22 protein-coding genes and 1 riboswitch are annotated in these 24719 nt (G+C 46.9%); of the genes, 10 read left to right on the top strand and 12 right to left on the bottom strand.

Annotated features, from left to right (window positions below):
* Positions 1-26: 26 nt before the first annotated feature.
* The 3 genes from MKZ16_RS01945 to MKZ16_RS01935 form a co-directional block, all read right to left on the bottom strand.
* Positions 27-2489, bottom strand: a complete 2463-nt coding sequence (locus MKZ16_RS01945; RefSeq protein WP_076107410.1) for a heavy metal translocating P-type ATPase — start codon at positions 2487-2489, stop codon at positions 27-29.
* A 113-nt stretch (positions 2490-2602) separates the two neighbouring features.
* Positions 2603-2803 carry a copper ion binding protein gene (locus MKZ16_RS01940; protein ID WP_076107409.1) on the bottom strand — a complete coding sequence of 67 codons (201 nt, stop codon included), beginning with the start codon at positions 2801-2803 and terminating at the stop codon, positions 2603-2605.
* A 53-nt stretch (positions 2804-2856) separates the two neighbouring features.
* Entirely contained in the window at positions 2857-3204 is a 348-nt protein-coding gene (locus tag MKZ16_RS01935; protein WP_051491259.1) for a metal-sensitive transcriptional regulator, read from the bottom strand.
* Between the two features lie 259 nt (positions 3205-3463).
* Here MKZ16_RS01935 and MKZ16_RS01930 point away from each other — a divergent pair, with 259 nt between their 5' ends.
* The 8 genes from MKZ16_RS01930 to MKZ16_RS01895 all read left to right on the top strand — a co-directional run bounded on the left by MKZ16_RS01930 (position 3464) and on the right by MKZ16_RS01895 (position 10233).
* Complete coding sequence (locus MKZ16_RS01930) at positions 3464-4984, top strand: MDR family MFS transporter (protein WP_076107407.1); 1521 nt, start codon at positions 3464-3466, stop codon at positions 4982-4984.
* 11 nt (positions 4985-4995) lie between these two features.
* Positions 4996-5556: a PadR family transcriptional regulator gene (locus tag MKZ16_RS01925; RefSeq protein WP_254848742.1), complete on the top strand. Its 561-nt coding sequence runs from the start codon at positions 4996-4998 to the stop codon at positions 5554-5556.
* A gap of 89 nt (positions 5557-5645) precedes the next feature.
* Positions 5646-5861: a hypothetical protein gene (locus MKZ16_RS01920; RefSeq protein ID WP_051491260.1), complete on the top strand. Its 216-nt coding sequence runs from the start codon at positions 5646-5648 to the stop codon at positions 5859-5861.
* Between the two features lie 52 nt (positions 5862-5913).
* Positions 5914-6891, top strand: a complete 978-nt coding sequence (locus tag MKZ16_RS01915) for an aldo/keto reductase (protein WP_036682775.1) — start codon at positions 5914-5916, stop codon at positions 6889-6891.
* Positions 6892-7270: 379 nt separating this feature from the next.
* Positions 7271-8443, top strand: a complete 1173-nt coding sequence (locus MKZ16_RS01910; RefSeq protein WP_076107405.1) for a hypothetical protein — start codon at positions 7271-7273, stop codon at positions 8441-8443.
* Between the two features lies 1 nt (position 8444).
* Positions 8445-9035: a signal peptidase I gene (locus MKZ16_RS01905; protein WP_076107404.1), complete on the top strand. Its 591-nt coding sequence runs from the start codon at positions 8445-8447 to the stop codon at positions 9033-9035.
* Between the two features lie 90 nt (positions 9036-9125).
* The gene (locus MKZ16_RS01900) at positions 9126-9734 is read left to right on the top strand and encodes a TasA family protein (RefSeq protein ID WP_036682781.1); all 609 of its coding nucleotides are present in this window, start codon (positions 9126-9128) and stop codon (positions 9732-9734) included.
* A gap of 169 nt (positions 9735-9903) precedes the next feature.
* Positions 9904-10233, top strand: coding sequence for a helix-turn-helix domain-containing protein (locus tag MKZ16_RS01895; RefSeq protein WP_036682795.1), 330 nt, complete (start codon positions 9904-9906; stop codon positions 10231-10233).
* A 107-nt stretch (positions 10234-10340) separates the two neighbouring features.
* Here MKZ16_RS01895 and MKZ16_RS01890 read toward each other — a convergent pair whose 3' ends face one another.
* Positions 10341-10496, bottom strand: a complete 156-nt coding sequence (locus tag MKZ16_RS01890) for an anti-repressor SinI family protein (protein WP_232061118.1) — start codon at positions 10494-10496, stop codon at positions 10341-10343.
* A gap of 27 nt (positions 10497-10523) precedes the next feature.
* Positions 10524-10608: riboswitch (cyclic di-GMP riboswitch) on the bottom strand.
* A gap of 470 nt (positions 10609-11078) precedes the next feature.
* Here MKZ16_RS01890 and MKZ16_RS01885 point away from each other — a divergent pair.
* On the top strand, positions 11079-13946 hold the full coding sequence (locus MKZ16_RS01885; protein WP_076107402.1) for a 2-oxoglutarate dehydrogenase E1 component: 2868 nt from the start codon (positions 11079-11081) through the stop codon (positions 13944-13946).
* A gap of 52 nt (positions 13947-13998) precedes the next feature.
* Positions 13999-15285 (top strand): 2-oxoglutarate dehydrogenase complex dihydrolipoyllysine-residue succinyltransferase, encoded by a 1287-nt coding sequence (odhB, locus tag MKZ16_RS01880; protein ID WP_076107400.1) that lies wholly within the window; start codon positions 13999-14001, stop codon positions 15283-15285.
* A gap of 403 nt (positions 15286-15688) precedes the next feature.
* Here the strand turns inward: odhB and MKZ16_RS01875 are convergent, their stop codons facing one another.
* The 8 genes from MKZ16_RS01875 to MKZ16_RS01840 all read right to left on the bottom strand — a co-directional run bounded on the left by MKZ16_RS01875 (position 15689) and on the right by MKZ16_RS01840 (position 24482).
* Positions 15689-16651 carry a hypothetical protein gene (locus MKZ16_RS01875; protein ID WP_076107399.1) on the bottom strand — a complete coding sequence of 321 codons (963 nt, stop codon included), beginning with the start codon at positions 16649-16651 and terminating at the stop codon, positions 15689-15691.
* On the bottom strand, positions 16612-17181 hold the full coding sequence (locus MKZ16_RS01870; RefSeq protein ID WP_339815276.1) for an RNA polymerase sigma factor: 570 nt from the start codon (positions 17179-17181) through the stop codon (positions 16612-16614). The genes MKZ16_RS01875 and MKZ16_RS01870 overlap by 40 nt, the downstream gene beginning before the upstream one ends.
* Positions 17182-17546: 365 nt before the next feature.
* Entirely contained in the window at positions 17547-19295 is a 1749-nt protein-coding gene (locus MKZ16_RS01865; protein ID WP_076107397.1) for a hypothetical protein, read from the bottom strand.
* A 28-nt stretch (positions 19296-19323) separates the two neighbouring features.
* Entirely contained in the window at positions 19324-20010 is a 687-nt protein-coding gene (locus tag MKZ16_RS01860) for a hypothetical protein (RefSeq protein ID WP_038568362.1), read from the bottom strand.
* A complete protein-coding gene (locus MKZ16_RS01855; protein WP_076107395.1) occupies positions 20010-20960 on the bottom strand; it encodes a TIM barrel protein in 951 nt (316 codons plus the stop codon). The genes MKZ16_RS01860 and MKZ16_RS01855 overlap by 1 nt, the downstream gene beginning before the upstream one ends.
* A gap of 34 nt (positions 20961-20994) precedes the next feature.
* The gene (locus MKZ16_RS01850; protein WP_076101211.1) at positions 20995-21867 is read right to left on the bottom strand and encodes a carbohydrate ABC transporter permease; all 873 of its coding nucleotides are present in this window, start codon (positions 21865-21867) and stop codon (positions 20995-20997) included.
* Positions 21868-21892: 25 nt separating this feature from the next.
* A complete protein-coding gene (locus MKZ16_RS01845; RefSeq protein ID WP_038568353.1) occupies positions 21893-22795 on the bottom strand; it encodes an ABC transporter permease subunit in 903 nt (300 codons plus the stop codon).
* Positions 22796-22871: 76 nt separating this feature from the next.
* Positions 22872-24482, bottom strand: coding sequence for an extracellular solute-binding protein (locus tag MKZ16_RS01840; protein ID WP_038574040.1), 1611 nt, complete (start codon positions 24480-24482; stop codon positions 22872-22874).
* Positions 24483-24719: the final 237 nt, after the last annotated feature.

The following is a 24719-nucleotide window of genomic DNA, read 5'->3' as shown; positions in this document are numbered from 1 at the left end:
CCACTCCCTAAATAGTGATGGTGATATTACAGCTTTACCCGCTGTAGCCGAAGTGCATTCAAGACAACAGACACGGAGCTAAATGCCATCGCAGCTCCTGCCAGCCATGGGGCTAGAAACCCAAGTGCAGCAATCGGTATTCCTATTGTATTGTAAGCAAGCGCCCAGAACAAATTTTGTTTAATATTTCTCATCGTTTTGCGGCTCATCATAATCGCATCAGGAATACTCTTCAAATCCCCGCGCATCAGCGTAATATCTGCTGCTTCCATAGCTACATCCGTTCCTGTCCCAATCGCCATACCCGTATCGGCAGTAGCCAGTGCCGGAGCATCGTTGATCCCATCCCCAACCATGGCAACCTTAGTCCCATTTTGCTGGAGCTTGCGAACCTCTTCAGCTTTGCCCTCTGGCAGAACCTCTGCTAACACTTTTTCGATCCCTGCCTGCTTCGCAATAGCCTCAGCTGTAATTTTATTGTCACCAGTGATCATAACGACTTCAATACCCATATCATGAAGCGCGGCTACAGCCGCTTTTGAGGTCGGTTTAATCGTATCAGCAACGGCCACAATTCCAGCGATTTCTCCCTCTACCGCTACTAGCATAGCTGTCTTTCCCGACTCCTCCAGCTTCTTCATAATTGGAGTCCATTCTGTGATATCGAGCTGATGATCTTCCATCATCCGCCGTGTGCCTACCATAACCTGCTGATCAGAGATAACCGCCATAATTCCACGTCCGGGCACATTATCAAACTGCTCAGCAGTAGGCAAAGCCAAACCTCTATCAGCGGCGCCAGCAACAATAGCCTCCGCAAGTGGATGCTCTGATAGCTTTTCGGCGGCTGCAGTTAAAGCTAACAAACGGTTTTCCGCGTTTTCTTTTCCATAAGCTGCAATTCCAGTAGTAGTCACAACATCGGTAAGCACGGGTTTACCATTCGTCACTGTACCTGTTTTATCTAGCACAACGGTCTGGATCCCTTGCGCTCCCTCTAAATGCTCCCCACCCTTGAAGAGGATTCCAAGCTCTGCTGCCCGGCCCGATCCTGCCATAATGGAGGTTGGCGTTGCCAGACCTAGCGCACATGGACAAGCGATTACGAGCACTGCAATGGCTTTTTCGAGGGCATCAGCGAACTGGCCAGGGGCTGCCCAGAAATACCAGATCAGAAACGTTATCACAGCAATACCCACAACAATCGGCACAAAAATCCCTGAGATTACATCGGCAATCCGTTGAATCGGAGCTTTGGAGCCTTGAGCTTCCTCCACTACTCGGATAATTTGAGCCAGCGCAGTGTCGCGACCCACTTTATTTGCTTTGATTCTCAAGATACCATTCTTATTCATAGTGGCACCGATCACGGTATCCCCTGGTTTTTTCTCCACAGGAATACTTTCTCCGGTCAACATCGACTCATCCACAGAAGAAGATCCCTCGACAACTTCGCCATCCACAGGCACCTTAGTACCGGGCTTCACCAATACAATATCGCCAGGAATGACTTCATCTGTCGGGATATTCATTTCTTGCCCATCCCGAATTACGAGGGCGGTTTTTGCCTGAAGACCCATTAAGCTTTTGATTGCGTCAGAGGAACGGCCTTTCGCCAGCGCCTCAAACCATTTACCGACGAGGATAAGGGTAATGAGTACAGCACTCGTCTCATAATACATTTCTACAGTATGATTCATTCCCTTCATGCTTAAGGAATCAATGGTCAGATAAAGACTGTAGAAATAAGCTGCTGACGTCCCTAATACGACCAACACATCCATATTGGCACTCCGGTTACGAAGGGCTTTATAAGCACCGACGTAGAACTGCCAACCGATGATAAATTGCACAGGGGTAGCCAGAACAAGCTGGAACCAAGGATTCATAAATATATCCGGTGTTGGAATCCAGCCGGTGAAGGAGAAATGACCAGCCATCGCCCATAACAATGGGAACGAAAGAATTGCAGAAATGATCCATTTCCACTTTTTATGCTGAATTTCTTTTCCACGACGATCCACATGATCCTTGCGGTCTTCTTTAAGAGAAGCTTTATAGCCGATACTGCTTACCTTCTCCATGATCTCCCTTGGACTGATATTACCGGGTGTATATTCTACATGTGCTGTTTCCAGCGCCAAATTCACATTAACAGCTGCTATGCCCGGTGTACGGCTCAACACTTTTTCAATCCGTGAGGAACAAGCAGCACAGGTCATCCCCGATATATCAAAATCCGCAGATTCTTTAATAGTGTCATAACCAAGAGAACGGATTTTATCTTCAATTTGTGGCAACCCTGATACTGTCGGATCAAATCCAACAGTAGCCTGTTCCAAGGCTAGATTCACATTCGCACGAGATACGCCGTCCATCCGGGACAAACCCTTCTCAATTCGGGTTGCACAAGCGGAACAGGTCATACCTGTAATCTGTACAGTTGCCTGCTGTTCGGTTGGTAAAGCTGTTGTTTTGGTTTTATCCATGATTTCCACGCCTCCACATACCCCTATAGGGTATGATAATTTCTAAAAGAAAAGGCATTGGAGCTTTGGGTAGCTTCCCCATATCACTCCAAGCCTTATTACTGTGCTTCAAATTAAACTACGTCATACCCTTGATCTACAATTGCTTCTTTAATCGCACCAAGGCTTACTTTGTTCTCATCATACTCGACGGAAACTTTCTTAGCAGCAAGATCAACTTTAGCTGTGGCTCCAAGATTGCCTACGGCTTTCTCTACGGAGCTAACACAGTGACCACAAGACATTCCTTCAACGTTTAATGTAGCGTTTGACATTAATATAACCTCCAATAAATGTTGTGAAGCTATGCTCTAGAAGCATTAGCTTATTATTTCATTAATTTGTTAACCGTAATTAGGAGCTCGTCGATAACCTCATGTTCGCCAGCTTCGATTCGCTCAACAATGCAACTTTTCATATGCCCTTCTAGCAGCAACTTACCGACACCATTTAACGCCGCCTGTACCGCTGCGAGCTGGTTGAGCACATCATCACAATAGGTATCCCGCTCAATCATACCCTTTACCCCGCGGATCTGGCCTTCAATCCGGTTGAGGCGCGTATTCAAGTTATTCTTGAATTCTGCCGAATGATGACTTTTTCGTTCTCCTGATGATGAAGAATGACAATTTATGTCGCAGGATTCTGCAGCTTGCTCCTTCTTGGCAGTAGACATAAGAATCAGCCTCCTTGGTTATAATATAATATACCCCCGTATGGTATGTCAAGAGGCATTCCTAATTCATCCACAGATGATCTCCACCGGTAGTTTGTCCCTTTATTACCGCCGTATTCTTCTATGGTTGGCTATACATCTCTATTTTTCAAAAAAACTATTGCCTCCCTATTCAAATTTGAATATAATAAATTTTGCTTCCAATTATGAACATTTTTCGAACAGAACTATCACTATTTAGAAGAAGGAGCTGCGAAGCATGCATACTAAAGAAAGTAATCTTAAACTCGTAGTAGTTGGCCTGCTGCTTGGTATTCTTATGTCCGCAATGGACAATACCATTGTAGCTTCAGCTATGGGAACGATAGTCTCAGATCTCGGCGGTCTGGATAAAATCGTATGGGTCACCTCGGCTTACATGGTAATGGTAATGGCCGGAACCCCTATCTTCGGCAAGCTCTCTGATATGTACGGACGTAAACGTTTTTTCATTTTCGGATTGATTGTATTCCTGATTGGCTCGGCTCTGTGCGGTACTGCCACCAGTATCACACAGCTCAGCATTTACCGTGCCATTCAAGGGATCGGCGGCGGTGCACTAATGCCAATCGCCTTCACCATCGTTTTCGACATTTACCCGCCTGAAAAAAGAGGGAAATTGACCGGTCTCTTTGGAGCCGTCTTCGGAATTTCCAGTGTACTTGGACCTTTACTCGGTGCCTATATTACCGACTATGTTGGTTGGCAGTGGGTATTCTACATTAACCTGCCGCTAGGAATTATTGCACTGTTCCTGATTGCAACTTCTTATAAGGAGTCGATCTCCCACGCTAAACAGCGCATTGACTGGGGCGGAGCCTTCACTCTGGTTGGCGCGATTATCTGCCTAATGTTCGCTCTGGAACTTGGTGGTAATCAATATGCTTGGGATTCCAGTGTCATCCTTGGCTTATTCGTAGGTTTTGCTGTTCTCTTGCTGGCGTTTATCCTTATTGAGAGAGTAGCTGCTGAACCTGTGATCTCGTTCGCTATGTTCCGCAAACGGTTGTTTGCAACAAGCAGCGTGACCAGCTTATTTTATGGTTCTGCTTTTATTGTAGCTACTATTTATATCCCTATCTTTGTGCAGGGTGTATTTGGCGGCTCAGCTACGAACTCAGGGCTGATCCTTATGCCGATGATGATCGGTACGGTCGTTGGCAGTCAGACCGGGGGGCTGCTTACAACAAAAACCAGCTTCCGCAACATTATGATCCTATCCGCAGTCTGCTTTGTCGCAGGGGTCTACAGCCTAAGCACTTTATCACCAGATACCTCCCGCCTCATGCTTAATGTATTTATGGCTCTGACTGGGTTCGGCGTAGGCTTTTCCTTCTCCGTGCTGAGCATGGCAGCTATCCATAATTTCGATATGCGCCAACGGGGGTCGGCAACATCAACCAGTACCTTCATGCGCTCCCTTGGAATGACGCTGGGAATTACGATCTTCGGGATTATTCAGCGGAATAGCTTTACTAACAGTCTAAGCGATGCTTTTGGCGGTAGTGAACAGTCAGCAGCCTTCGGAGATCCACGCGCTGCGTTAACACCTGAAGCAAGAGCGAAGATCCCTGCTGAAATATTAGAGAAAATATCAAGTGCGTTATCCACCTCTATTGCACAAACCTTTATGTGGGCTTTGATTCCTGCAGTGCTCGGTCTAGTCTTTGTACTGCTCATGCCAAAAGACCGTCTTACCATTCCTGCTAAAGCTGTTCAGGCGTCAGAGGGCAAAAGGTAACCATTATGTCCATGAAATTAGCCATTTTAGGTTTACTGCTGGAGCGGAACATGCATCCCTATGAAATCACATTAGTGATGAAGGAACGTTCCATGGACCGGATCACCAAGCTGCAGATGGGATCACTCTATTATGCTGTGGATAAGCTTGCACAAGATGGTTATATAGAAGCTTTAGAGGTCATCCGCAGCAGTGATCGGCCGGACAAAACGATCTATGCCATAACAGAGCAAGGTAAAGCTTTATTCGAACAACTTATCCTGCAACAAATTAAGAAAAACGAACCCTTCTATCATCCGATGTATATGGCGCTTGCTATGTCCCGTCATATCGATCAGAGCAAGGTTGAGAAGCTGCTCGAGGAACGTCTCCGGGAAACAGAACATCAGGTTAATCTGGCTTATCAGGTATACGAGGAGCATATCTCCATCGTGCCTCGTTCTGCCCTGCATCTAATGTACGGTACATATGAGCACACCCTGACTGAGCTGAAATGGCTGCAGCGCCTATACGATGATGTTGTAGCACGCAAGCTAAAAGACATAGGGACACCGTTGAATTTAGAGGCCTAATGGCCTCTTTTTCTGTTTAAGGGAGTCAAAATACGTTTATTAACGAGCACAATATCCATTAAATCTCAAAGGAAGGCGAGGCGGTAAAAATGACCCAAGAAAAACATCAGCTGAATAGTGACAAACGGGATCACCCGGAACAATATCCAACAGAGAAAGAAAGTCTATTCGATCTTCATGAAAGTGAGCAGAATGTAGACCCGATTCCGATGGAAGATTTGACACTGGAAAAGCAAGAAGAAAAGAATAAAGAGGAGACCAAACACCGCTCTTCCAGCGACAAAAAATACCATACGGGCTTCTGAGAGTGTACAATAACTACAAGTACGCAATCATATTTTCCAAGGAGGAATCACATTGTTGAAAGCGTTACCTTTAAACAAGCGCGGGATTCCCGCAAGCCGCATTGCTTTAGGCTGCATGGGACTAGGCGGTGACTGGGACCATGAGCCGATTACTGCGGAGAATGTTAAACAAGGGCATGAAGCGGTCGATGCCGCACTTTCCATCGGCATCAACATGTTTGATCATGCAGATATTTACACTCGTGGCAAGGCGGAGAAGGTATTCGGTCAGATTTTTAAGGATCGTCCAGGACTACGTGAAGAAATTATAATTCAATCTAAATGTGGAATTAAGCTAATGGAGCCTGGGGACAGCACTAATACGTTTGATTTCTCTGGCCAACATATTCTGAACAGCGTGGATGGAATATTGTCACGACTTGGGACCGAATACATTGATATTCTTCTATTGCATAGACCCGATCCCTTAATGGATCCTGAGGAAGTAGCCTCCGCATTACATCAACTGAAGGCCGCTGGTAAGGTTCGCCATTTCGGGGTTTCCAATATGAGCGCCGCTCAGATCAAGCTGCTGCAGACTTATTGCGATGAACCTTTTATCGTAAACCAGCTGCATATGAGCTTGGCTAAGATCAGCTGGGTGGATGCTGGAATCAGTGTAAATCGTGAACCCTGGAAGGATATTATCTTTCCTGAGGGAACCCTTGAACATTGTCGAATGGAGAACATTCAGCTTCAAGCCTGGGGGCCACTCGCCCAAGGTCTATTTAGCGGGCGTTCATTAGAGGATCAACCGGAGAATATCGTCCAAACAGCAGCTATGGTCCAACAGCTTGCAGATGAAAAAGGAACAACACCCGAAGCTATTGTATTGGCTTGGCTAATGACACATCCAGCTGCCATTCAGCCTGTTATTGGAACTGTGAATCCGAAGCGTATTACTGCCTGTGCCGATGCGGACAAGCTGGAGCTTAGCCGTAAGGAATGGTACGACCTGTATGTTAGTTCACGTGGTTCAAAACTTCCGTAACATATACATTTATATTCTCAACTTCATTACTCCACTTATACCCGGCTCGCGTTTTTACTGCGAGCCGGGTATTTTTATGCGAATCACCCTAATAGATCGTTCTTTATTGCGAATATATTTAGTAATCGAGCGATAAATGGAGTTATTTAGAGATAAATTATCATTTTTGTTCTTTATAGAGTACAAATGCGCGTTATTGGCAGTTTTCTTTTTGTTTTATTCCATGTATGATTCATTACAGAAGTTGTTCTTAATAAAGAACGATAATAACGAACCAAAGAAACAGACATTGAGGGGAGGTATTCCTCTGAGACCCAGATCAGCAAGGAGAAGACCTAGAAGAAACAGGAAAATTGGTTTACGTATACTGCAATCAGGAATGGCTGTCTCCGTCTTATTTCTATATACCTCGCAGCAAGTTGGTGGTACCTATGGAGGCTTTGGAGCTGCTGCGCAAACCACTAGCACGATTAGCTTTTGCGAAGTATTTCCGAATTCGATCAAGGCACTGCTTACAGAGTTCAAAGAGCATGTTAATCGAGCGCTCACTTTAAAAGAATCACTACAACCCTTTTCCTCATTAGCTAACTACTCGGACGTTTCGGGAATAGAAGGGATGTCGCTGGAAGAGCTTGATGTCGCTGCACAAGAGATTTCTTCGCAAATAGCGGCGCTTCAATCCCAAATAGATAGCGTTAACGAGCAACTGGCGGCTAACAGCCAAATTTGGAATCAAATCCACAATGAGCTAAGTGCAGCAGCAGCCTTACTCTTCCAGATAGGAGGATATATGACTTCTCTAGATTCCAATTGTCTAGAAATCAAGGATGAGCAATTTTTCAGAGATTTACAAAGCAGCCTGAATCAAAGCGGTGTGATCTCTGAATCCTTGAATGCTTCCTTAAATGGAGTTATTAGTTACCTAACCTCCATACACGATGTCGGTCTTCCATTCGCTTCGGTAGTTACCAGTGATGTTTATGGACAACTTGAATTACGCGAAGGAGAGTTTCCACAGCCACTGCCATTCCTGATTACCTTCACTCAACCAGACGGCGTGATCTCTAGCGACCTCACCTCCACTTATGAAGCTCTAAATACCGAATTGACTAACCTTAAAGAATCGGCAACCTCAGGTATCACTACCCTTCAAGATAAACTCCAAATGATCAGTCAGACTCGCGAGCAAAAACTAGAAGAGCTTGAAAAAGCTCGGCTAGAGGAGCAAGCAAAGAAAGAAGAAGAAGCGAAGAAAGAAGAAGAACGTTTGGCTGAGGAGAAAAAGCAACAAGAAGCCGAGGATAAAGCGAAAGCTGAGGCAACCCCTCCAACGTCAGGTGAAGCTGCTCCGGAAGCCCCAAATAAAGAACAACCTGAAGCCCCACCCACTGACCCGGTTAACCCGGAAATTGGCGAAGAGCTCACAATTCCAAAAGATGTCCCTCAGCAAGAGGTTCCACAAGAGACGGCAAAGGCGGAAGACAGTACGACTTCCCCGCCGGTAGCAACCCAAGCTCCTTCGGACCCTCAACCTGAGAAAGGTGGAGAATAAGATGCGGATTAAAAAATTTATCAATAATACCCTATCGAGCTTAATGCTTATGATCTTTATTCTGCTGGTGGCAGCCGTAGTGTTATCCAAGGCCTCCGGTGGTGAACCTGCTTTCTTCGGATATGAGATCAAAACCGTACTCTCAGGATCGATGGAACCAGGAATTCAGACAGGCTCAATTGTCGCATTAAAACCCGGAGGGGATATGAATCGTTTCAAACCAGGCGATGTCATCACCTTTAGGAACGAAGATAATCTGCTCATTACTCACCGGATTGTAGAAGCGACCGTCAATAACGCTACGGGTGAAGCTGTTTATCGCACTAAAGGCGATAACAACGACGCACCCGACATGAACCCTACCAGTTCTGCGAATGTTGTAGCTCAGTATACCGGGGTCACTGTACCCTATGTCGGTTACGCTATGAATTTCGCGGTTTCCAAAGCTGGAAGTGTAGTCCTCATGATCGTGCCTGGCTTGATGCTTCTGCTCTATGCTCTGTATACCTCTTGGAAGGCTGTAGCTGCATTAGAAAAGAAAAATGCTGCCCTACTGCCAGCCTCACCGTCCCCAACAGAAACACAGCCCTAAGTTGATTGTCCACTTCCGCTTACGAACCGGAAGATACAATATATAAATTTTATAAAAAATTCAAACACAAATTTGAGGAGGAATTTTATTATGGGTATCAAGAAAACATTGGGTCTTGGCGTAGCATCTGCAGCACTGGGTTTATCATTAATCGGCGGAGGAACCTTCGCATACTTTAGCGACACTGCGCAAAGCACAGCTACATTCGCAGCGGGTACACTCGATCTGAACTCCGACCCTTCTGTCATCGTTAATATTCCTAACCTGAAACCAGGTGATACTGTAACTAAATCCTTCAAATTGAAAAACGATGGTTCGCTCGATATCGGATCTATCATTCTGAATACATCGACTCAAATCACGGATGCTAAAGGAGATAACTACCTGGATTTAGCCGAGTTCATTAAAGTTAAATTCCTTAGAAATAATGATAAAGGGGTACCTATCGTCTCTCCTGAAAATGTAGTTTATGAGACTACACTTGCTGCTTTAAAAAGTCAGCATCCGGATCTCGTAAAAAATACAGGTTGGGATCAACTCTTTACCGAAGCATCCGGTATTAAAGCCGGTACCAATGACAGCTTCTCCGTCCAATTCGAATTTGTGGAAAATAACCAAGATCAAAATATTTTCCAAGGCGATAGCTTAACACTGACTTGGGATTTCGTAGCTAAACAAGGTGCGAAAAAAGACTACTAAGATCAATAAAGTAATTTAATAAAATACTCGAAGAGCAGCAGATCCTGAATCCGGCCACGGATAAGCAGATTGCTGCTCTTCTCTTTACAATAAACTTTGTCCGATTTATTGATATTTGCTATACTAATAACAAAAATTACGGAGGGGCGTCAGCATAGTGCCACAGAATATGGGCCAACGTATCCAGCAGCTCCGCCTAGACAAGGGTTTCTCCCTATCTGAGCTTGCGGACAGAGCAGATGTGGCTAAGTCGTATCTTAGCAACGTGGAGAGAAACATCCAATCCAATCCATCCATCCAGTTTATCGAAAAGATCGCTGACGCGCTTCAGGTATCCATTCATGCCCTACTCTATGGAGAACCAAATGATGCAGAGGAATCACATTTAGATTCGGAATGGTTCCGATTGGTGCAGGAAGCTATGGACTCAGGCATTAGCAAACGCGAATTCAAAGAATTTCTGGACTATCAGAAATGGAAGCTCGATCAAAAGGATTAATACTTCCTACTAATCTGGTACGATCCTCACTTCTACTAAATCATATCGAAAAAGGACACAGCGAAGAACCGCTGTGCCCTTTTTCGATATGTAACCCCTCTAATGTATTACTGCACGATCTGCACAGTTTTCTCATGAAAGAACTGGCGGATTTCATCTGCCTTAATGCCAGCCTTCTTAGCTGCTAATAATAAATGTACCCACTCTTGATCCAGATCAATAAACTGCTGTTCTCTGTTGCTACCCTGGTTGGACTTTTCCAAAAAATCTCCCCCTAAGATTTTACGTCCCCAGGCAATCCGGCTGTCATAGTATCTCTACCTTAGACCCGCGACTTTGTGCCCCTGCCTTTCGGCAAGTTTACCTTTTACTGGACCCTTTTCACGAAAGGATCTGCTTAAAAAACTATAAAATTACTATCTGCAATAACATTATACAAAAAGAAAGCGGAAAAGTGTGTCGATTCCTGGTTACTTTCTATTTTAAAAACGAAAAATAAAAGATTTTTTTTCAAAGATCTTGTCCGATTATCACGATACTCGTCCGTTACATAAAATAAATTGTACTAGCAAAATAAATATTTACTGACCTAATAGTTAAAAATAAGGATAATAGAATCATTTTAATAGGCCTTTAGAATGGGTAATGAGAAGAAACACCCTTCTTTTCATTAGAACAAGCTAACCTATACCATTTTGCGAACGTATTGGACGAAAGAATGAATTGATTACAGTGGCTGAAAGTAGCACAATAAGATGAGAAATGAAACCGCAATCATCACAGCTCCAGTAAGCGTTGACACAAAATGTCACGTATGGAGTTCATCCGTTAAGGAGGATGTATTCATGGCAGCCAAAGAGCCCTATAACGAATCCATTTGGAGTAAGTATTACGGACCCAATTTAGGCTACATTCAAGAAAGATATGAACAGTTTGTGAAAGATCCCTCCACCGTAGAAAATAATTATCGCGAGCTTTTTACAAATTCGGGACCTCCTCCCCTAACTCCAGATAGCGAACCGGCTCCTCAGCCGCGCATCTCGGGAGACACCGAATGGCTTAGAAAAGCAGTAAGAGCTTCCAAGCTAATCGCCAATATTCGTATATATGGCCATATGGCCGCTGAAATTGATCCGCTGGTACGCGATCAGAATCCCATGGCAAAATATCTTGAGCTTGAAACCTATGGGCTGACCCGCGAAGACCTGATCGCACTGCCTGCCACGCTTATATGGGAAAATGCGCCGAATGATGTGCATACCGGATGGGATGCCGTGCAACGTATGCGTCAGGCATACACCAAGACCATCGCCTATGAGTTCGGGCATGTGCATGAAGAAAAAGAACTGCAATGGCTAAATAGACAGGCAGAATCCACCAGCTCACCAGCACCCCTAAATAATACAGAACGCAAAGAGCTCCTGAACCGCCTGATTCAGGTAGAGCAATTTGAAACCTTCCTCCACAAGACTTTTGTAGGTCAGAAGCGTTTCAGTCTTGAAGGCAATGATGCTCTTGTACCGATGTTAGATGAAATCGTACGTGCTGCTGCACATGACGGTGCGGAGCATATTTTGATGGGCATGGCGCATCGCGGCCGCCTCAACGTTCTTGCACATATTTTGGGCAAACCATATGATATCATATTTTCAGAGTTTCATCATTCTCCGAACAAGGAGCTTTTCCCTTCCGAAGGCTCTACAGGCATTAACTATGGCTGGACAGGTGATGTGAAATACCATCTCGGTGCAGACCGTGCTGTCCGTGAAGGAGAAACCGTACGCACAAGAATAACACTAGCGAATAACCCAAGTCACTTGGAATTCGTCAATCCTGTCGTGGAAGGTTTCACTCGTGCCGCACAAGAAGATCGGAGCACTGCAGGACTGCCGAAGATTGATACCAGTAAAGCTATGGCGGTGCTGATGCATGGCGATGCTGCTTTTCCAGGTGAAGGAATTGTTGCAGAAACGCTTAATATCGGCAAACTTCAAGGTTATCAAAATGGTGGGACGATCCATATCATTGTTAATAACCGAATTGGTTTTACGACTGAAAGTGAAGATTCCCGTTCTACGCATTATGCGAGTGACATCGCCAAAGGGTATGAAATCCCGATAGTCCATGTCAACGCTGATGACCCAGAGGCCTGCGTAGCAGCCGTACGTTTAGCTAGCGCATACCGCCATCAATTCAAAAAAGATTTCGTAATTGATCTCATCGGCTACCGCCGTCATGGTCACAACGAAATGGATGATCCTGAAACCACACAACCTATTGTCTACGGCAAGGTTCGCAATCATCCAACCGTCTACAAGGTTTATGCAGAGAGACTGAAAAACGAAAAGGTTCTTACCGCCGAAGACGTACAAAAGATGAATGCTGAAGCAGAAAGCGTATTGCAGCGTGCGTACGATAATATGAAGGAAGGCAATCATAAGAAAAAAGAACCCAAAGCCTTCATTCCTCTACAAACGGACCGCGCAGCGGCAAACACTACAGCGGTATCCATCTCCAGCCTGCAGGAGATCAATCGTGAACTGTTGACGGTTCCAGCTGGATTCCAGGTTTATCCGAAGCTGGAGCGCATTTTACAACGTCGTAAAGATGCACTGAATGAGGGTGAAAAGGTCGACTGGGCACTGGCTGAAACGTTAGCCTTCGCTACCATTTTGAAAAATGGGACGCCCATCCGACTGAGCGGTCAAGATGCCCAACGCGGAACCTTCGCACATCGCCATCTGGTGCTGCACGACAGTAAAACAGGAGATTTATTCTCTCCGCTACATCAGCTAAGCGATTCCCGTGCCTCCTTTGGCGTATACAACAGTCCATTGTCAGAGGCATCAGTATTAGGCTTTGAATATGGTTATAATGTGTTCGCACCGGAAACCTTCGTAATCTGGGAAGCACAGTATGGTGATTTCGCCAATGCGGGTCAGGTTATTTTTGACCAGTTCATTGCGGCTGGACGCGCCAAATGGACACAGCGCAGCAATCTCGTCATCATGCTGCCGCATGGCTACGAAGGACAGGGACCTGAGCACTCCAGCGGTAGGCTGGAACGGTTCTTGCAGCTATCCGCTGAGGAGAACTGGACAGTCGCTAATCTGACTACCGCTTCGCAATATTTCCATCTGCTGCGGCGCCAAGCAGCGTTATGCGGGCAGGAAGATGCTAGACCGCTAGTCATTATGACGCCGAAAAGTCTCATTCGGAATACGCGCAGCACTTCTGCCGGAACCGAGCTGGCTTCAGGACAATTCAAGCCTGTATTAGCTGAATCTTTGCTTGGCCAGAAACCAAGTGAAGTTAAACGGCTCGTAGTCTGCAGCGGTAAAGTGGCTATCGACATCCAAACAGAACTGGAAGCAGCACAGGATAAGGATTGGTCATGGCTGCATGTTCTTCGCCTAGAGCAGCTTTATCCGTTCCCGGAACAAGAGTTAAGCGAACATTTAAACTCCTTCAGCTCCCTTCAGGAAATTGTCTGGGTGCAAGAAGAGCCGAAAAATATGGGCGGCTGGAGCTATAGTGAGCCTCGGTTACGCGCCATCGCACCAAAGAATGCCGGCGTAAGATATATCGGCCGTCCGGAACGTTCCAGCCCGGCCAGTGGTTATGCAGATGTGCATAGCTTCGAACAACGTAGAATTGTAACAGAAGCCCTAAAATCAAATTCGAACGTACAAGCGGCTGTACCGTCCTCTTAAGAGGACGGTATCACAATAGCGTAAACCATTATGTTTGGGGAGGAAACGGCCTGTGTCAGAAATCTTAGTACCCGATCTGGGAGAATCCATATCCGAAGGAACCATCTACAAATGGCTGGTTAAAGAAGGCGACACGGTAGGTCAAGGCGATGTGCTCGCTGAGCTGGAAACGGATAAAGTCAATCTAGAAATTAGTGCAGAGGTGGAGGGTGTCATCTCCACCATCCTGCGTCAAGCGGGCGAGAACGTAGCCGTTGGCGAAGCCATCGGCATCATTGGAGCCGCAAGCGGCAGTACGCCGCGGGCCGCTGAAAGCGAAGCCGAAGCGCCTAAAGCGGCACCGGCAGGCGGCAACGCAGTAGCAGCCGCCGCGCCTGTAGCCGCGCCCGAAGTGCCTGCAGCAGGTGGCGACAGCCACGCTGCATTGGCATCGCCGGGCGCACGCAAGCTGGCACGGGAGCGCGGCATCGACCTCGGCGAGGTTAGCGCCCGTGATCCTATCGGCCGGATTGGTCAGGCCGATGTGTCCGGTCATGGTGCAGCAGCGCCGCAGTCCGCTGCACCGGTAGCTCCGGCGCCGCAAGGCAAGCCGGAGCCAGCGAAGCCGGCAGCGAGCAAAGCCACGCCGGACGAGGGCAAAAACGTGGAGCGCAAGCGCATGTCGCGCAGACGGCTCACGATTGCCAGCCGCTTGGTCGAAGCGCAGCAGACCGCGGCCATGCTTACCACCTTCAACGAGGTGGACATGACAGCGATCCTCGACATCCGCAAGCGCCGCAAGGATGCATTTAAAGAGAAACATGAAGTTGGACTAGGCTTCATGTCCTTCTTCACCAAAGCCGTGATCGGTGCGCTTAAAACCTATCCACTGCTGAACGCCGAGATCGACGGTGAAGATCTGGTCGTTAAGAAATTCTACGACATCGGTATTGCTGTTGCAGCGAAAGAAGGACTTGTAGTTCCAGTAGTCCGTGATGCGGATCGGCTCAGCTTCCCGGAAATCGAGCGCCAGATTGGCGAGCTCGCTTCCAAAGCACGCGCCAATACGCTCAGCCTCTCCGAGCTGCAAGGCGGAACATTCACCATCACCAACGGTGGCGTATTCGGCTCCTTGTTATCCACACCGATTCTGAATACACCACAGGTGGGTATTCTAGGGATGCATAAGATTCAACTGCGTCCGATCGCGCTGGACGAAGAAAGAACCGTAAACCGTCCAATGATGTACATTGCCCTTTCCTATGATCACCGGATCGTAGACGGCTCTGAAGCGGTAAGCTTCCTCGTCAAAGTGAAGGAATTGCTGGAAGATCCAGAAGCACTGTTGTTAGAAGGCTAACGCTCTTCGACTTTTCGCCGACATAAGAATATAAAGAAGGTATCCCTACGCTCTCGCTTTGGGGATACCTTCTTTTATATCTGGATCGACTTGCTGCCTTCCCTGCATACGATTTAACTGTATTTTATACACTTATATCTTTCTGATCCGCTCATATCCTCTTCTCTAATTGCATTCTCTACAACTAAAATCCGTAAAAACGTCTATTCCCACTAATCTAACCAGTAATAGCTGCATCAAATACAACTAAAGGACCTATATACAGAATATTAGTGAACTTTAATTGCACATAATACAACTAACTTAGCGCATGCACCTACAAACTACTAACTACTAACTACTAACTACTAACTACTAACTACTAACTTCAAACCTCAAACCTCAAACCTCAAACTTCAAAACTCTACTTCAATAGCTCCTCAGCCAGCTGTAAAAATTGCTCCATGGTCAAAATCTCATCTCCATAGCTGGTGAGTGTATAATACGCGTCCTGCTTCTCGTTATACCAATTCAGATAATCATAGCTGACTTCTTCCCTTACTACCTTGTTATAGATAACTTCTGTGCCTGCGACTGTGAGCTTATTAGCTTGATTCTCAGATGTTTGTTCCACGAAAACCTTGCCGCCATGCATGAGCGTTGCTGAGATCCCTATAAAAGCATTGTTCTTCGAATAAGTTACACTTAGCCCCCCTGGCTCGGACCACGGTATAGCCTTCATAAACAAATTGCGCGTCCCCTTATCCTTATATGCCTGAGCGGTAAGATCATTTAATGTTTCCTTATACAGAGAACCTAGCTTAGCTGTATCCGTAGTCGGAGAATTAGGATGGATTACACCATATTTAAAAGCGTACCCCGCTGCCGTTTCGGGAAGCATTGGCGCCCCTGTTCTTTTGATTTCTTTTATAAAGTCAGAATACGCATCTATCCGCTGCTCTTTATACTTAAACTGCAATTCTGTCGCCAAGCCTGCTGCACCTGCTTTATTTTTCACAAGATAGCCGATCAATTCACCCGGTTTAGCGAACTGTTCTGCTTGCTGCGCATATTTATCATAAGAAGACCTCTCTGCAGATTCGGTCGGCGCAACATGTTGAACCTTCACTACTCCTTCACTATTGCGGATTTGGATATATTCAGATGCAGCATACGCAGTCACAGAGATCAGCAGAAACAGCGTTAACATGCTAGCCACTGCCGTTGTTTTATTCATCACCCTCAGCGAGAACCATCGCTTTCGACCTGTTATGCCAGTAATACGCCCCATGACCTTATCTTCTACATCTACCTCATCCAAAAGTTCATTGCCAGCCGAGGCATAAATTATATCTTGGTATTCATTGCTGATTTTGTTTCTTTCCATGTGATCTCCTCCTCCGACTTCATAGCTTCCTGAACCTTTAGCTTGATCCGATTCATTCTTTTAGTTAGCGCATTGGGACTGACCCCTAGAATCTCACTTATCTCTGCATAAGTTTGTTCCTCAAACACCCGCAGAATAAGCATGTTTCTCTCCTCAAGCGACAATCGCGCTAAAGCTGCAGACAATGAAGGACTATACAACCGAGCATCCAGCTCCTGTTCAGGGCTTGCAGACAGTACTTCCGGACGAAAAATACGCATGACTTGCTTGTGCAGACGACGCCTGCGCAGCAGATTTAAGCAATGATGATATGCGATACGATAGAGCCAAGCCGAGAAATGCATTTGCGATTTGTATTGCTGGATAGATTGATAACCCTTTACCAAAATATCCTGAACCGCGTCCTCCGCATCCTGCTTGTTTTCTAACAAACGATAGCAATAGCGATAGATCGGCTTTTGGAATGCTCTGACAATTAAAGCATACTGCTCGGAATCCCCCTCCTGAATCCTAACGATTAGCTCTTCCAACTCTGTCGAGTCTAGCGAATCCTGTGGCGATGTAAGCACCTCCTTAACCTTTATATCTCTATAACACTTGACTGCCGAAAAAAGTGCCTATGTAAACCAAACTAAAGGAAATTTTATAAAAGGTGATAATCACAGCTTCGGAGAATATTTGAATTTCTGACGGCTGGTGTGCCCGGATTTCTTACTTATACCATTATGCACGGTTAAAATCTGGTGAGTCTATGCTTAGCAGATGCATAACAAAACCTCCCATTAGACCTGATAACTCCAGGTTTGCTTCTAATGGAAGGTTTTTTAATAAGGCTTCATTATTCTAAGACTGAGGTGTAACTTCAAAGCCTACTAGATTGTAAATTGTACAAAGGCTACTCTCTTATCATGGAAGGAGATAGAGTGATCGTAATCGTCTTATCGAACGGGGTCATAAAATTGACCAACACCGCCTTGCAGTTATCCTGCAGCTTCGCCTCACGCACCGTAGCCGCCAGATGGCCAAGCTCGCCCCCTGTCAGTTCAATCCAGTCCTCTTCACAACTATAGCGGAGGTTACCGCCGTTCCAGAGATAATGGTCCTCTCCGACAGCCTGCAATTCGCCCGAAGTGAAACATCCTTCCCGTCCAAAAACGAAAGACAACTGTGTCATAACCTCTCTAGGCTCCTCAGCATGCAACCGGAGGGTCCACCCTCTGTCCGTACGCTGAACCTCCGTCTCCACACGGAATGTCTGTTCATGCGTAAGTGCGCGGCTCTGGTGCGGGAGCAGATACCAAGGGCTTACCGGCTCCGCAGATGTTTGCGGAAGCAGTTCGCCTTCGACAGGACCGTAATACCCCTTCTTTTGTTCTCCTGACAGGTGGTATCCTTCCGGCAATTTGATCATTTTTTGCATCGGTACATATCCCGGAGAAAAGTAAGAAGCCAGCTGCACTGCAAGCAGCCTGACGGCACCGTGACGGAGTGCAAAAAAAGACGGCGTCTCCGTAATTAAGGTCACGCTAGTGTTCCCGTCCCTGTAGCGCGCAACCGGTGCTCCGAAATCAGTATGCAGCCGGCTGTGGTAAATTCGCCCTTGATGGCCGGACTTCTCCATACCCTGCAGATAGCCGTGTCGCGGAAAATCGCCGTTCAGTATTTTCTCATATTTTACAGGCAGAGCTGCCGAATCTTCAAAAGGTTGCTGAAGCTCCGGCTCCAGCAGCATCCGTACAAGTACGTTGACAGAGCAGACCCCCGGATTTTCCAGTGCACTGCCTGCCCATTCGGCCATCCCCGCAAACAATGGCTCCTTATCGAAACGGGCCAGAATAGCGTACGGTAAATAATATGGAGACAGGTCGTGAAAGCTCCCCAGATCCTGGCGCCCAGAATAATCGGTCACAACTTCGCCCTTAGGATGCACCAAATAGACCATCATGTGTAAATTCAGACGAACTGGCTCCAGCAACTGGGGCCGATCCAGCAGACGAGCGGCATGAATCAGCATGATGTCGCTGACCGCACTATAAATACCGTTGCTGCGTTCCGTCCATTCTCCATCAGGTGTAATATCCATCCCTTCCGCCAACCACTGATCCGCCCGCTGGACAGCCTCCTCCAGTCCGAACAGTTCATGCAGAAATCCCAGTGCTGCACACAATACCCAACGGTGATTCGGCGTGTGACAGCCCCCTGTAAGCATGACGGGAATAGTTCGCTTAAGAAACAGAAGCATATTATCAAGCACCTGTTGCAGTGGTGCCCAATCCTGCGACGCCAACAGTTGGTATAGCTGAGCGTAGCCGACGATGACAAAGGCTGTGTCCGGGGGAGAATGATAGTTCGTCCAGCCCGGAGAGATCGAGCCATCCTCATGTTGTGCACGCAGCACGAACTCCGTCGCCAGCAGCAGGCGGGCCAGAAGCAGCTCATCACGGTAGAATGCGGAACCCGGGTTAACCAGAGCCGCTCCCCAATAACACATATCGGTTGGTGTGCCGGTCGTATGATTAACCCAGGCAACGCCAGTACCCGGATCTATTGTCCCTCCGTAATAGCGGCTCGTCGGATCAAGTACCTGCCGGGATAATCCCTGCACTGACGCTCTATCATTACTGGCTACCAGTTGCTTGTACATTATACTTCCCTCCATGTTAACAATCTGCTCAATGTCTGGGTGGTAACAGGAGCTGAAGCCGCACCAGCTCTTGTCGGATACGTTCAGGAATTTCCGTGAACAGTTGAATCCAAGAAACGAACAATTCCTCCCGGTCCGCATATTCCCAGATCGAATAGGACAGGGAAGGCGTGAACCGGCAGGTTTGCAGATAACGGTGGACAAGACGGTCAGTTTCTTCATCCGATGCCAGTATATCGCGGAAAAAGTCACCATAAATCAGACCCTCCGCACCTGCCCCATCCTGTGTACTGGATGCGAATCCTGGTAACAGCTCAAAGACTTCAGGGAACGGGGCGAGGGCATGCTTGCCGGGTTGGACATAGAGGTCCACCCGTGTTCCGCTTAGATTGCTGCCCCCGCGCAGCAGCGCTTTAAGAAATTTCCCGTGAAAGCTCGCTTCGGCATCCACCACTTCCCCGTTTCTACCGATGTAAACCCACACATGCTCCAGATCATATAAATGCTGAATATCATAATCGTAATAAATCGCGTATTCCACAACGAACTGCACATCCGGATGCTTCACAGCTAGACGGCGCCGGAAGGAAGGAGACTCCTCCTCCTGCCGCATCACCGTTATACCGAGACGTACCGGAAAAAACGGCTCGTTCTGATCGAAAAATAAGCGCGGAGCATACTTCATAGCTAACCTACGGTCTTCATCGTTCAACATCAGACCTGCCCTCTACGCGCCAATTTGGCCATAAGCAGCCGATGACTTTCATCAATTTCTTCCGGCTGGCAAGCTGCCTTCAGCTCATACACTTTGACCTGCGCCCGTTCAATCATCGGCAGATACGCATCATAGAATTCCATATTCCCGCTGTTTACATAAGGGCACCAGTGGTCAGACAGACCGATGGTCTCATGAATGTGAACACCTACAATATCATCCATCAGACCTTCCATTTCCCCCACACTGTCGTACAAACCCAAACGGTCCATCATAATGGCATGCCCGGTGTCATACCATATGCCCACAGGCGCTCCCTTTAGCGCCTTAATAATCGTTTTGGCTTCCGCAAGCGTCGGAATCTGCTGCGGTTTGGAACGTGTTTCGATACCAAAGCGGACGTTTAGCCCCTCAGAAACTGCCCGGTTACATACTTCATCTAGGCTTTCAATAATTTTCTGCACATAGCCGGCGCTGTAAGCTTCCCGCCGCTCCATCAGTTCCGCCCATTTGCTGCGATAAGCGTTAGAATCTCTACCCTCTCCGTTATAAATTTGCTCCAGCTCTTTACTGATATCATTTGGAAAGGGTACCTCACCGGGATGCACAACAACGGCTTCTCCTCCGTAACGCTGAGCGTACTTAGCCGAGCCAATCAGCAGCTCAATCGCCCGCTGCCGCTTCTCCTTATCCTCAAAACCTAGCAGCACGGAATCTGTGCCATAATCGGAGTCCTGCACATGCGGGAAGGTGTTGTGGACACTGGAGACCCCCATCTCCCCCCGCTCAAGCATCGGCTCGATCGTTTCCAGCATTTCCTTAGTCACATTATAGTTCAGCTCCACCCGCTGAAAGCCGAGATCGCGGATTTCCCGCAGCATGGCGTCACCGGCAGTGTGGCGTTTAATGTTCCAGCAAGTTGAGAACGAAAATATGCCTTTGTCCTCCATAATTATGTTTTCCTCCCTTGTTACAGCTTACGGTTCAACCTTTTACGGCACCAAGCATTACCCCGCTGACAAAATATTTCTGCAGCCACGGATATACGGCAAGGATCGGTACTGTTGCAAAGATAACGGTGGCCGCTTTTAGGCTCTCTGGTGTCAGCGGGGTCCGGTTGGCACCTTCCATTTGTGTCAGTTCGGATACCATGTTGTTCTGCACCATCTGGAACAGCTTAAGCTGGAGCGGATACAAATCCGGATTATTGATATACATCAAAGAATCCTGAAAGCCGTTCCACCTTCCCACTGCGTAGAAAAGAGCCAACGTGGCCATAACCGGCATGGATAGCGGCAATATAATACTCATCAGTGTACGAAGATGGGAACTGCCATCGATCTCGGCGGATTCCTCCAGGCTGGCAGGAATGTTATTGAAAAAGGAGATCAGGATAATCAGGTTAAAGGGGCTGACCAGACCTGGCAGAATAAGCGACCAGACCGAATTAATCAAATGTAAATCACGGATCAACAAATATTCAGGAATAATACCACCGCTGAAAAACATGGTGATAACGATCAGATACATAAAAAATTTGCGGCCCTTCAATTTTCTTTTGGTCAGCGGATAAGCTGCTGCGACAGTGAAAAGCATACACAGCACCGTTGTGGCAAACGTCAGAATAACCGTAAAGACAAGAGAGCGGATCATCGCATTATTGGAAAAAACATTAATGTATGCATTCCAGTTCAATTCAATGGGGAAAATCGTTACTTCTCCAGAAGTAATTGCCCGGTTGGAACTAAGCGACACGGCAATCACATGCAAAAATGGAGCCAAGCAGAACAAAACGAACAAGGCAACAAACGTTATATTGACGATATCGAATACCCGGTTTGAGGTACGTTCACTCATAGCACTCCGCCTCCTTCTTTCTTTATCATAAAATACCGTCTCCGGTCACTTTTTTCGAAATATAGTTGGAGCCAAAAATAAACACCAGTCCCACCACGGCTTGGAACAATCCGACTACAGTAGCCAACGTATATTGTCCGGATTCTAGACCCACCCGGTACACAAAGGTACTGAGCACATCAGAATACTCACGCACAGCAGTGTTACCGATAATGTAAGGACGGTCAAAGCCGATGCTGACCATCTTTCCCAGATTGAGGATAAGCAGCGTCACGATGGTTGGTTTTATGCTGGGAAGCGTAATGTAGCGGATTTTCTTCAGCCTTGTCGCTCCATCCACTTCAGCAGCTTCAAACAGCTCTCGGTTGACACCGGTTAACGCCGCCAGATAAAGGATAGTCCCCCAACCGGCACTTTGCCAGACGCCTGTGAATAAGTAAGTGATCAGCCACGGATTTTTTTCAGTCAGAAACGGAATGGGAGTAAGGCCTAAGCTCTCCAGCACACCGTTCACCATACCGGACTGGTTGCCGAATAATTGATACACAATCCCCCCGATGATCACCCAGGAAATAAAGTGGGGGATATACAAAATCGTCTGCGATATTTTCTTGAACCACACCGAACGAATTTCGAACAGCATAATCGCCAAGATAATCGGAGCCGGAAAAGAGACCAGCAAATCCAGAAAATTCAGCATAAAGGTATTGCGCAAGGTGGTATAGAACTCTCTCATTCCAAAAACCTCGCGGAACGCATCAAAGCCGATCCACTCGCTGCCTCCAATCCCTTGAAACAAATTGAAATCCTTAAAAGCAATCTGCACACCATACATCGGACCATAGCGGAAGATCAGAAAATAAATAATAGGCAGCGAAAGCAGCGCGTACAATTGCCAATACCGTCTAAAGTATGTCGCTTTGCTCAAGTCGTTTTCCTCCTAAGGAGAAAAACCGGGTGGAGCGCAGCACCATCTCCCCCCCCGGTTTTCACTATATATTTGTTTATTGAGCCGAAAGTTCCTTAAACGACTTCTCCAGTTCCTCTTTCAGTTTGGTTCCGCCCAAAGTCATGTAATCTTTCATTTCCTGCTCGTAAACTGCTTCAAACTGCTCTGGTTTGGCCATTGCCGTCTTTACAATAATTACGTTGAGCTTATCTTTAAGCGTTGTGCCATATTGGGATTCCGCTTCTATCGGCTTGCCGAAGACGAGCGGACCCACCGTGTCAGCGTTGGCGATAGCGATTGATTGAGTCAGCATCTCCCGGTTACGTTCCGGGAAGCCCAGCGCCCATGCTTTTTCATTAGTGGCCTGATCACCAATGTTTTTGCCGTTGGAGATAATGGCCATGTCACCCGCGTTAAACAGACGATCGGCGAACTCCTGGGAAACATCTGTTTTAGCCACTGGAATACCGTCTACCAGATCGTAGTTTTCACCTTCAACGCCATTTTGGATATCAATCAGATTATTATCCGAAGCCATCCAATCGAGATACTTAACGGCTTCCACGGCGCGTTTACTACTCTTCGGAATCATGATGTACATGCCGTTGGAGGCATACCGGGATTTAATGTGCTTGTTATCAACGTTGGCGTTGGTTAAGACGTCTACCGGCAGCACCTTGCTTCCCTCTACATTTTTGTAGAGATTATCCAGGGTACCATCGGCATAGAACAAGACATCCACATCCTCCGACCAGTAGCCTACATTGCCGTTCTGGATATCCTTGGCCAACTGTGTTTTATCCTCGTCCAGACTGAAGTCCTTACTGATCATCCCTTCATTGTAGAGCTTATTAAGAAATTGCAGGGCATCCTTAAAGCCCTCATGCAGCGGCAGCTCATAACGTTGGCTGTAGGTCAGATCGCCGCTGATCGGCTTCATGAAAGAGAAAATCAACGTCTCGAATTGGGCTGGTGCCAGTGCCATGCCCATCGGGATGTTTTTGCTGCCGAGATTGCCCGGATCCTTTTCTTTAAACGCTTTCAAAGTGGTGTACAGCTCATCGGTCGTCGTTGGCACAGGCAATCCTAATTTATCTAACCAATCCTGACGGATGTAGGAGCTATAACGGCCTGTGATCGCCCGTTTACCAGGGATCGCATACTGTTGGCCTTCAAGCTGGCCGAACGCCAGCGTATCCTCGCCAATAAACTTTTTCAGATTCGGGCCATATTCATCGAGAATTTCTCCGACATCAGTCAAGCCACCTTGCTGGGCATACCGATAAAACACACTGGAATCATACGTAAATACGATATCGGGCACATCCGTATTGCTCGCCATCAAAACATTCAGCTTGGTAACTTCCTCAGAACGTTGGATAGGTACAAATTCCACATCAATGTTATTCGGATCTCCGAACTTTTCCTGCACTAGTTTAGTTAAGTAGTTATTGGTAATGGTATGAGGGGCTGGGCTGTTGCCGCGATCAAACACTTCCACCTTTAATGTAACGCGCTTGGCACTTTCGCCGGCTGCGGCACCCTCGGATGCTGTGTTGTTTTTAGAATCATTGGAACAGCCTGCTAGCAGAGAAACGCCCATTATTGCGGTTAATCCGATCCCGATTGCTTTCTTCAGAACTCCTTGATGTACGTTCACTGTCATTTTTCCATCCCCTTCGCCCTTGCAGGCTTTAATGGTGTATTTATGATCCCCTAGCCTTAACTCTATCCATCCCCAGCGGAATCCATAGCTCGTGATGCTTTTTACTGCCGTGCTACTGGGTCGCTTGTTGTTCTGGATGCCCACAGTATTTCACGAATTTCGGCAGTCTGACAATAAACCTCTTTCGGATGCTCATATCCCAGCAAAATCGGACTTCCGGTTTATCCATACAAACCA

This window comes from Paenibacillus sp. FSL R5-0928 (genome assembly GCF_037970385.1).
Taxonomy (GTDB): Bacteria; Bacillota; Bacilli; order Paenibacillales; family Paenibacillaceae; genus Paenibacillus_AQ; species Paenibacillus_AQ odorifer.
The sequence above is the reverse complement of the archived record's forward strand: the minus strand, read 5'-3'. Positions and strand labels throughout refer to the sequence as shown.